Source organism: Lottiidibacillus patelloidae (assembly GCF_002262935.1).
GTDB lineage: Bacteria > Bacillota > Bacilli > Bacillales > SA5d-4 > Lottiidibacillus > Lottiidibacillus patelloidae.
This window is the reverse complement of record NZ_NPIA01000008.1, coordinates 145,614-153,920: the sequence shown is the minus strand read 5'-3', so window position 1 is coordinate 153,920 and position 8,307 is coordinate 145,614. Positions and strand designations below refer to the sequence as shown.

Genomic DNA, 8,307 nt, shown 5'->3' with positions numbered 1-8,307 from the left:
AAGTAAGATCCCTTAGAGATGATGAGGTTGATAGGTCTGGTGTGGAAGCGTGGTAACACGTGAAGCTGACAGATACTAATCGATCGAGGACTTAACCAATTTTTTTAAATGTGTGTGTTTGTCGTTATCTAGTTTTGAAGGAACGATGTTCCTTTTAACTGCAAGAAAATACCATTGTTTTAGCATTAAGTTGCATGGTATAATTTATCTTGTCGTTAAAACTTGTCTGGTAATGATGGCGAAGAGGCCACACCCGTTCCCATACCGAACACGGAAGTTAAGCTCTTCAGCGCCGATGGTAGTTGGGGGCTGTCCCCCTGTGAGAGTAGGACGTTGCCAGGCTTTTTAAATGCCGGTGTAGCTCAGTTGGTAGAGCAACTGACTTGTAATCAGTAGGTCGGGGGTTCAAGTCCTCTTGCCGGCACCACTATTTTTGAGAGCCATTAGCTCAGTTGGTAGAGCATCTGACTTTTAATCAGAGGGTCGAAGGTTCGAGTCCTTCATGGCTCACCATTTATTTACTAATAATTATGCGGGTGTGGCGGAATTGGCAGACGCGCTAGACTTAGGATCTAGTGCCGTATGGCGTGGGGGTTCAAGTCCCTCCACCCGCACCATATAAATAGATAGAAAAAATGCGCCCGTAGCTCAATTGGATAGAGCGTTTGACTACGGATCAAAAGGTTAGGGGTTCGACTCCTCTCGGGCGCGCCATTTCTACGGGAAGTGGCTCAGCTTGGTAGAGCACCTGGTTTGGGACCAGGGGGTCGCAGGTTCAAATCCTGTCTTCCCGACCATTAAATCTATTAATTATTTGGGGCCTTAGCTCAGCTGGGAGAGCGCCTGCCTTGCACGCAGGAGGTCAGCGGTTCGATCCCGCTAGGCTCCACCATTTAAATTGAATAATCTAGTAGTAATTATATTATGGCGGTGTAGCTCAGCTGGCTAGAGCGTACGGTTCATACCCGTGAGGTCGTGGGTTCGACTCCCTCCGCCGCTACCATAATATTTCGGAGGAATACCCAAGTCTGGCTGAAGGGATCGGTCTTGAAAACCGACAGGGGTGTCAAAACCCGCGGGGGTTCGAATCCCTCTTCCTCCTCCATAAATGGTCCCGTGGTGTAGCGGTTAACATGCCTGCCTGTCACGCAGGAGATCGCCGGTTCGATCCCGGTCGGGACCGCCATTTTTATTAAACATTGATTAGGCTCGGTAGCTCAGTCGGTAGAGCAGAGGACTGAAAATCCTCGTGTCGGCGGTTCGATTCCGTCCCGAGCCACCATTTTTCACTAAACTAACTTAATATTCGGAGGGGTAGCGAAGTGGCTAAACGCGGCGGACTGTAAATCCGCTCCCTACGGGTTCGGCAGTTCGAATCTGCCCCCCTCCACCATTTGCGGGTGTAGTTTAATGGCAAAACCTCAGCCTTCCAAGCTGATGTTGTGAGTTCGATTCTCATCACCCGCTCCAATAATGGGCCTGTAGCTCAGCTGGTTAGAGCGCACGCCTGATAAGCGTGAGGTCGGTGGTTCGAGTCCACTCAGGCCCATCCATTTTTGGGGAAGTACTCAAGAGGCTGAAGAGGCGCCCCTGCTAAGGGTGTAGGTCGCGCGAGCGGCGCGAGGGTTCAAATCCCTCCTTCTCCGCCAGTCGCACACAATTTTATTAAGGCCCGTTGGTCAAGCGGTTAAGACACCGCCCTTTCACGGCGGTAACACGGGTTCGAATCCCGTACGGGTCATCAAGATAAAAACTCATCTGATAGATGAGTTTTTTTGTATTAAGAACGTAATTCTCACCCAAGGGTTCCCCTGCATAGTAAGTGAAGCTTAATCCAGAGAAGAGCAGGACTAGCTTCGCGTCGGAATCCCGTACGGGTCATCAAGATAAAAACTCATCTGATAGATGAGTTTTTTTATTTACTGAGATTTTTAGCATTAGAAAATTACTATAACGAGGATGGAGATAACTTTGACTGAGCATGTTCAATCATTACAACAGCATATTGAATTAGGAGATGGATTGAGGCTAGTTTTTAAAGAACCAAATGAATACTTTAAATATTATTCGATTTATTATGGACAAAAATATGCAGATTACTATTTTCGAAGGTCCTCGGAGACATCATTGGAAATAGTATCTATTTTTAATTGCGGATATTTAATCATAAAAGATGAAAACGTTGTTGGCGGTGTATTCCTAAAACCTAATTTTATGTCAGATTTATTTGTTGTTCCTCCTTATGACGATTATGAAGGATTAGTCGACAAGCTTTTAGAGCATTTAAAAAAGGTATCGAAAACAGAAGAGAAGATTTATCTGAGAGAAATTGTAGAAGAACACGTTGCAATGTATAAACAAAAAGGATGCCAAGTTCATGAAGTTAATTATTGGATGATACGTCCAACACAATCAATGAAGGCAATGCTTCCTGAAGGATATATTTCAAGATCTATTTCAATGGAAGACATAAATGATATAGCATATTTAATTATGAAATCCTATAAAGCAAATCCAGTTTATAAACAAATTGCATCAAAAGAAGATTATATTCTACATGTTACGGAATTCATAGAAAAGCATAAAGACAATAAAATCATGGATGAGTGTTCAAGAGTTATTGTTGATAATAGCAATAATAAGATTGTTGGTGTCTGCTTACACATGGAATTTGAAGATTATCCTTTAATTATGAGTTTAGTAGTAGACCCTGAACATCAAAATAAAGGTCTTGGACGATTTTTGTTAACCCACTCTATAAACATATCGAGTAAAGAGTACCCAGCTACCCGTTTAGCTGTAATAAAAGATAATTCAGCAATAGAACTTTATGAAAACCTTGGATTTATTAGAAACAAATCTCTAACTGATATGCATTTAGAATAAAGGTATTTTTACAATAACTCTAGAATAAATAAGTAATACTACTAGTACCTTTGTATTATAAGAAAGGGTTGAGAAAAATGGGTCTATCTATTAGAGAAGTTACTAAAAAGTTTGCAGGTGCGACTGCAGTTGATAACCTTTCATTAGAGATACCAAAAGGGGAATTATTTGGTTTATTAGGTGGGAACGGTGCTGGCAAAACGACGACATTTCGGATGGCACTAGGGTTACTTTCACCAACTGATGGTGAAGTGCTATGGGGTGGTCAGAAACTAGATTATAAAACTAGTCATCTCGTAGGTTATTTACCTGAAGAAAGAGGTTTATACCCTAATATTAAAGTGAAGGATCAATTACTCTATTTAGGGCGCTTAAAAGGGATGAAGAAAAAAGAGTGTATTGCACAAATTGAATTTTGGCTTGATTTTTTTAAAGTTCCCGAATACGCAAATAAGAAAGTGGAAGAACTATCAAAGGGAAATCAACAAAAGATACAGTTTATAGCAGCAGTACAACATAAGCCTGAACTAATCATTTTAGATGAACCTTTTAGTGGGTTGGATCCGGTAAATGTAGAACTTTTAAAGAAAGCAGTTTATTTCTTAAAAGATCAAGGAGCAACTATTGTCTTTTCTAGTCATCGGATGGAGCACGTAGAGGAATTATGTGAAAACCTATGTATTCTAAAGAAGGGTAAATCCGTTGTTACCGGTTCATTAAAGGAAGTAAAAAGGTCATACGGGTTGAAAAAGGTCATCATCCAAGCCGACTTTCCTCTTGATGAATTAATCAATATTGAAGGTGTAGAAAGAATGGAAAAGAGAGCTCATGAAGTGGAGCTAAGTATATCTAATGAGCAATTATCACAGACAATTTTTGAATATTTGCAAGGTAAAGGGTTTGTAAATAAGTTTGAATTAGCTGAACCATCTTTAAATGAGATTTTTATTGAAAAGGTGGGTGAAGGTCATGAATAAGTTTTTCATTGTTTTTTTACATACATACATTAATAAATTAAAATCGAAAGCTTTTATTATTACGAGTGTCATTTCGGTTGCACTAATCTTACTCGTTTCCAACATGGATGTCATTATCGCTAAGTTTGATAAGGAGGAAGTTATTTCCGTAATTGTCTTAGATGAGACGAAACAATTAAAGCCTCTACTAGAGCAGCATTTAAGTAATACGGATACCCATATAAATCTTATTTCATATGATGATAGTGAAAATAAAGCGACAGAGGAAGTAATCGAAGGTAACTACGATGGCTTGTTACATCTAAAGGTATCTAATGAAAATCTTCCAGTGGCAACCTTCAAAGCTAAAACAGTGACAGAGGCTAGTTGGATCAATGATATACAACGAGCACTTCAACAAGTCAAAATCATGCAAGCGACAGAGCAATTAGGACTGGACCCGGCAGAAGTAGCGAAAATATATGAACCTGTTCCGTTTGAAAAAATTGCTCTTGAAAAAGGTGCAAAAACAGAAGAAGAATTAGATGCGGCAAGAGGAATTGTCTACGTTCTATTATTTTTAATCTATTTTGCAGTCATCTTTTATGGAACGATGATTTCAACAGAGGTTGCTACAGAGAAATCTTCAAGAGTAATGGAAATATTGATTTCATCCGTATCACCTGTGACACAAATGTTTGGAAAGATAGTTGGAATTGCCGCATTAGGATTAACCCAGTTCACTTTAATATTATCGGCAGGATACATTGGAATGAAAAATCGGCCGCCGAAGGAAGATGGCGCGCCTAGCAATTTTATTGAATTTATTAGTTTTGATGAACTACCAGTAATAACAGTAATTTACGCACTGGTATTTTTCATGCTAGGATTTTTATTGTATGCTACGCTCTTAGCGGTTTTAGGTTCACTTGTAAATCGAGTCGAAGAAGCGAATCAAGTCGTTTCTCCTGTCATAATTTTAATGGTAGTCGGCTTTATGATTGCCATGTCAGGGCTTGGTAATCCGACTACGTCATTCATCCAAGTAACATCTTTTATCCCCTTCTTCTCGCCGATGATTATGTTTTTACGTGTTGGGATGCTAGATGTTCCAATTTTAGAAGTAATTCTATCCATTTCTATATTAATTGGTACGACGATAGCTCTTGCAATCATCGGTGCGAGAATTTATAGTGGTGGCGTATTAATGTATGGAAATGCAATGTCATTTAAGAATATAAAAAAAGCTTTTCAAATAACGAAAAAGTAAATATTGAAAAAGCAGATAAACCTCCCAGCTATTAAGTAGAGAGGTTTATCATTTTTTTTATGTCAGTTACAATCTTCTCCGGAATCTCCTCAGGAATTAAATGCCCTGCTTTTTCGTAAACAATTAGCTTACTATTCGGTAAGTCCTTGTGAAGTCTTTTGCCAACAGATAATGGCGTTACGCGGTCCTCCTTTCCCCATATTAGCAAAGTTTCTGTAGTAATTTGGTTTAACTCATTTGAGATTAAGTGATTTTCTAGTTTCCGATACATTACTAACAAGGCATCGAAAATTGCTTCATCTAAAAACGGTTCCACATAGCCTAGTTCTAACTCTTCATTCACTATTTTCTTATCATAAACAACATTCATTAAGTTTCCTCTTATACCTGATTCGGCTAATTTCCTCTTCATGTACCATTTAAAAAAAGGAATGTAAGAAGCTGCTAACATTTTTCGTGACGGACGAGTAATATAGCCAGATGAACAGAGCAAGACAAGTTTATTCACTAAATCCGGGTATGTTTTTGCTACATGCATGGCTATTTGCCCACCTAAAGAATGTCCGACAATATTGACCTTCGACAGCTTTTTCTTTGCACAAAAGGAAGCAACCAGTTTACTATAAGTCGAAAAAGAATAAAAGAAAGAACGCGATTTTTCACTTTTCCCAAACGGCGGTAAATCAATGGCATATACATGAAAATGTTCAGTTAACAACGGCATTAACTTCCTGAAGCTAAATATAGAAGATAAAAACCCATGGATTAAAATAATTGTTGGCTTTTCTCTTCCCTCCTCTACATAACTTTCATAATATACATTGATCGTATTAATCGTAATTGTATCCTTCATATAAGTTATTCTATATTCATTTTTCATAACGTTATTTTTTACGATTTTCATAGAAAAATTCATAACGGGCGCACCTCAGTAGCTAATTTCCCATATTTTTATTATGAGGATAACTTTTTAGAAGGAGGAGAGTATGCAATGAATGATGGCAGTAAATTTTTAATAGCCTTGGATGACGGCCATGGAATGGAAACGGCAGGAAAGAGAACGCCAGTATTTCCTGAAGGTGGCTTCATGAAGGAAAACGAATTTAACTCAAGAGTTGTAGAGATTTTAAATGAAGAATTAAAACGATGCGGATTTCGGACGTTATTAACGGCACCTACAGATAAAGATACGTCGCTTTATGACCGTGTAAAAAAAGCTAATGATGCGGATGTAGATTTATTTCTATCTGTCCATGCTAATGCTTTTAAAGGAGAATGGGGCGATTGGGGTGGAATTACAACGTTTGCTTATGTAGCTGACGAGACGTCAAAGAGATATGGTCAAATCATTCATAAGTGGTTAATGAAAGGCACAGAAATGAGAGACCGTGGTGTAAAAGATGGTAGTTGGTTATATATTGTCCGCAAAACGAAAAAAAGCATCCCAACGATATTAGTCGAATGCGGATTTATGGATAATTTAAGGGAAGCCAGACTTTTAATAACGGAAGCATATCGCAAAGAATGTGCTGTTGAACTAGCAAAAGCAATTTGTGAAATTTTCAATGTTGAATATGTAAAAGAAGAGAAATCATCAAAACTTTATAAAGTGCAAGTTGGTGCATTCCGTGTGAAAAATAATGCATTAAGACTTGCGAAGGAGCTGCGTGGTAAAGGATACGATACGTATATCGTTGAAGATGAAGTTGACGAGACTAAGTAATAAGCTCAGCACCTAATAGATTCTTCTATAGGTGCTATTTATTTTTACATAGGCAGTATACCAGGCCTGCCCACGAGAAAGAATAGTAGAAAAGGATTATGGAGGAATTTACGTGCATAGTGTTTATACCGTTCGCTATATATGCGAGGAGTATCCTAGTGGAAATCGCTATTACTATAAGCAAGAATTAATAACGCACGACTCATGGGATAATCCCGATTCTTTAGCGTGGTCACATCCAAGGCCAATATCTAAAAGAACATATTGTAAGCGAAAAAAAGGTGGATATCGAACCGAGCATCGGTTTGTGAATAAAGCTCCAGCTCAAATAATTCACTTTCCATTTCAATTACCTTAAAATAACTGTAAGGTTTAAAATAATAAATGATGGTAGTGGAGGGTGGCATATGCTGGCTTTTTATAATGGGGAGTTTATTGAAAGTACCGAAAAAATAGTATCATTAGAAGATCGAGGTTATCTTTTTGGTGATGGTGTATACGAAGTAGTACGGATATATAATGGAAAACCATTTATGTTGGAAGAACACCTTGAAAGATTAAAAAATAGTGCCGAAGCACTTCACATCCCAATGCCTTACAGTGATGAGGAATTTAAGCAGTATATTGCTGAAGGATTAAATCGTTTAAATGAAAGTAATGTTGATATATACATGCAAATCACAAGAGGCTCAGCCCCTAGAAACCATGTTTTCGATAAAGATATCCAACCAGTAACTGCTATGATTTTTCGAAAGTCAAAAAAAATAGCGGATGATATTAGAGAAAATGGTGGAAGTGTATTATTAAGAGAAGATCAAAGATGGGCAAATTGTTATATTAAATCATTAAACTTACTGCCTAATATACTAGCAAAGAATGAAGCCGCTGAAAAAGGATGTTATGAAGCTATTTTTTATAAAGATAACGTTGTAACCGAAGGATCTGCAAGCAATATTTTTGTTGTTAAGAATAATGAACTTTATACAACACCACTCCATAAAGGGATTTTACCTGGAATTACGAGGATTGCAGTTCTCAAAGTGGCTAAGGAATTAAACATAATAATACATGAAGAATTTTTCACACCACATTTTTTAAAAGAAGCGGATGAATGTTTTGTAACCAGTACAACGTCAGAAGTTCTTCCAATTACTATTGTTGAAGGCGAAAAGATTAGTAATGGTAAAGTCGGAGAACTGACAAAGAATATATATGAAGGATTTAAAGAATTAACGAAGAAATAAATGGAAGGCTGTACAACTCGTACAGTCTTTTTTTGTGCAAAAAAAAGACAAAGTCGCAAGCGACTTTGCCAAAATAAAAGGGGGGGATTACTTGAAAGCTAGTTATATCTTTTCCTGTTATTCTACTTTTAATACGTTGATTTATAAAAAAGTTATTATTTTTACTAAATTTCAATAAAAGCGCAATTTTTCAACAATTATATTGTTAAAATGAGTGTTGATATCTTT

General features: G+C 37.7%; 7 protein-coding genes, 15 tRNA genes and 2 rRNA genes. 23 read left to right on the top strand and 1 reads right to left on the bottom strand.

What is annotated here, in order from left to right:
- The 20 genes from CIB95_RS14015 to CIB95_RS13920 form a co-directional block, all read left to right on the top strand.
- Positions 1-99, top strand: a 23S ribosomal RNA gene (locus CIB95_RS14015); the annotation flags it as partial.
- 126 nt (positions 100-225) lie between these two features.
- Positions 226-342: ribosomal RNA gene (gene rrf, locus CIB95_RS14010) — 5S ribosomal RNA — on the top strand.
- A 9-nt stretch (positions 343-351) separates the two neighbouring features.
- A tRNA-Thr gene (locus tag CIB95_RS14005) sits at positions 352-427 on the top strand.
- 10 nt (positions 428-437) lie between these two features.
- Positions 438-513, top strand: a tRNA-Lys gene (locus CIB95_RS14000).
- 19 nt (positions 514-532) lie between these two features.
- Positions 533-617 (top strand) — tRNA-Leu (locus CIB95_RS13995).
- Between the two features lie 20 nt (positions 618-637).
- Positions 638-714: transfer RNA gene (locus tag CIB95_RS13990), tRNA-Arg, on the top strand.
- A 6-nt stretch (positions 715-720) separates the two neighbouring features.
- Positions 721-797 (top strand) — tRNA-Pro (locus CIB95_RS13985).
- Positions 798-816: 19 nt separating this feature from the next.
- A tRNA-Ala gene (locus CIB95_RS13980) sits at positions 817-892 on the top strand.
- Between the two features lie 34 nt (positions 893-926).
- Positions 927-1,003 (top strand) — tRNA-Met (locus CIB95_RS13975).
- Between the two features lie 9 nt (positions 1,004-1,012).
- Positions 1,013-1,105 (top strand) — tRNA-Ser (locus tag CIB95_RS13970).
- A 5-nt stretch (positions 1,106-1,110) separates the two neighbouring features.
- Positions 1,111-1,186 (top strand) — tRNA-Asp (locus tag CIB95_RS13965).
- 20 nt (positions 1,187-1,206) lie between these two features.
- A tRNA-Phe gene (locus tag CIB95_RS13960) sits at positions 1,207-1,282 on the top strand.
- A 26-nt stretch (positions 1,283-1,308) separates the two neighbouring features.
- Positions 1,309-1,393 (top strand) — tRNA-Tyr (locus CIB95_RS13955).
- 3 nt (positions 1,394-1,396) lie between these two features.
- Positions 1,397-1,470: transfer RNA gene (locus tag CIB95_RS13950), tRNA-Gly, on the top strand.
- Between the two features lie 5 nt (positions 1,471-1,475).
- Positions 1,476-1,549 (top strand) — tRNA-Ile (locus CIB95_RS13945).
- A 9-nt stretch (positions 1,550-1,558) separates the two neighbouring features.
- Positions 1,559-1,649, top strand: a tRNA-Ser gene (locus CIB95_RS13940).
- Between the two features lie 20 nt (positions 1,650-1,669).
- Positions 1,670-1,741 (top strand) — tRNA-Glu (locus CIB95_RS13935).
- Positions 1,742-1,971: 230 nt separating this feature from the next.
- Positions 1,972-2,886: a GNAT family N-acetyltransferase gene (locus CIB95_RS13930; RefSeq protein WP_233144149.1), complete on the top strand. Its 915-nt coding sequence runs from the start codon at positions 1,972-1,974 to the stop codon at positions 2,884-2,886.
- Positions 2,887-2,963: 77 nt separating this feature from the next.
- On the top strand, positions 2,964-3,863 hold the full coding sequence (locus CIB95_RS13925) for an ABC transporter ATP-binding protein (protein WP_094926148.1): 900 nt from the start codon (positions 2,964-2,966) through the stop codon (positions 3,861-3,863).
- Positions 3,856-5,112 carry an ABC transporter permease gene (locus CIB95_RS13920; protein ID WP_094926147.1) on the top strand — a complete coding sequence of 419 codons (1,257 nt, stop codon included), beginning with the start codon at positions 3,856-3,858 and terminating at the stop codon, positions 5,110-5,112. The genes CIB95_RS13925 and CIB95_RS13920 overlap by 8 nt, the downstream gene beginning before the upstream one ends.
- Before the next feature lie 31 nt (positions 5,113-5,143).
- Here the strand turns inward: CIB95_RS13920 and CIB95_RS13915 are convergent, their stop codons facing one another.
- Positions 5,144-6,028 carry an alpha/beta fold hydrolase gene (locus CIB95_RS13915; RefSeq protein WP_233144148.1) on the bottom strand — a complete coding sequence of 295 codons (885 nt, stop codon included), beginning with the start codon at positions 6,026-6,028 and terminating at the stop codon, positions 5,144-5,146.
- 75 nt (positions 6,029-6,103) lie between these two features.
- On the opposite strand from CIB95_RS13915, the gene CIB95_RS13910 reads away from it, so the two are divergent.
- The 3 genes from CIB95_RS13910 (at position 6,104) to dat (ending at position 8,079) form a co-directional block, all read left to right on the top strand.
- A complete protein-coding gene (locus CIB95_RS13910) occupies positions 6,104-6,835 on the top strand; it encodes an N-acetylmuramoyl-L-alanine amidase (protein ID WP_094926145.1) in 732 nt (243 codons plus the stop codon).
- 112 nt (positions 6,836-6,947) lie between these two features.
- On the top strand, positions 6,948-7,193 hold the full coding sequence (locus CIB95_RS13905) for a hypothetical protein (protein ID WP_094926144.1): 246 nt from the start codon (positions 6,948-6,950) through the stop codon (positions 7,191-7,193).
- A 49-nt stretch (positions 7,194-7,242) separates the two neighbouring features.
- On the top strand, positions 7,243-8,079 hold the full coding sequence (gene dat, locus CIB95_RS13900) for a D-amino-acid transaminase (RefSeq protein WP_094926142.1): 837 nt from the start codon (positions 7,243-7,245) through the stop codon (positions 8,077-8,079).
- Positions 8,080-8,307 lie beyond the last annotated feature (228 nt).

Excerpts from the sequence above, each read along its gene's own strand:
- CIB95_RS13920 (WP_094926147.1), top strand. The coding sequence starts at position 3,856 with ATGAATAAGTTTTTCATTGTTTTTTTACATACATACATTAATAAATTA.
- CIB95_RS13925 (WP_094926148.1), top strand. The coding sequence starts at position 2,964 with ATGGGTCTATCTATTAGAGAAGTTACTAAAAAGTTTGCAGGTGCGACT.
- CIB95_RS13910 (WP_094926145.1), top strand. The coding sequence starts at position 6,104 with ATGAATGATGGCAGTAAATTTTTAATAGCCTTGGATGACGGCCATGGA.
- dat (WP_094926142.1), top strand. The coding sequence starts at position 7,243 with ATGCTGGCTTTTTATAATGGGGAGTTTATTGAAAGTACCGAAAAAATA.
- CIB95_RS13915 (WP_233144148.1), bottom strand. The coding sequence starts at position 6,028 with ATGAATTTTTCTATGAAAATCGTAAAAAATAACGTTATGAAAAATGAA.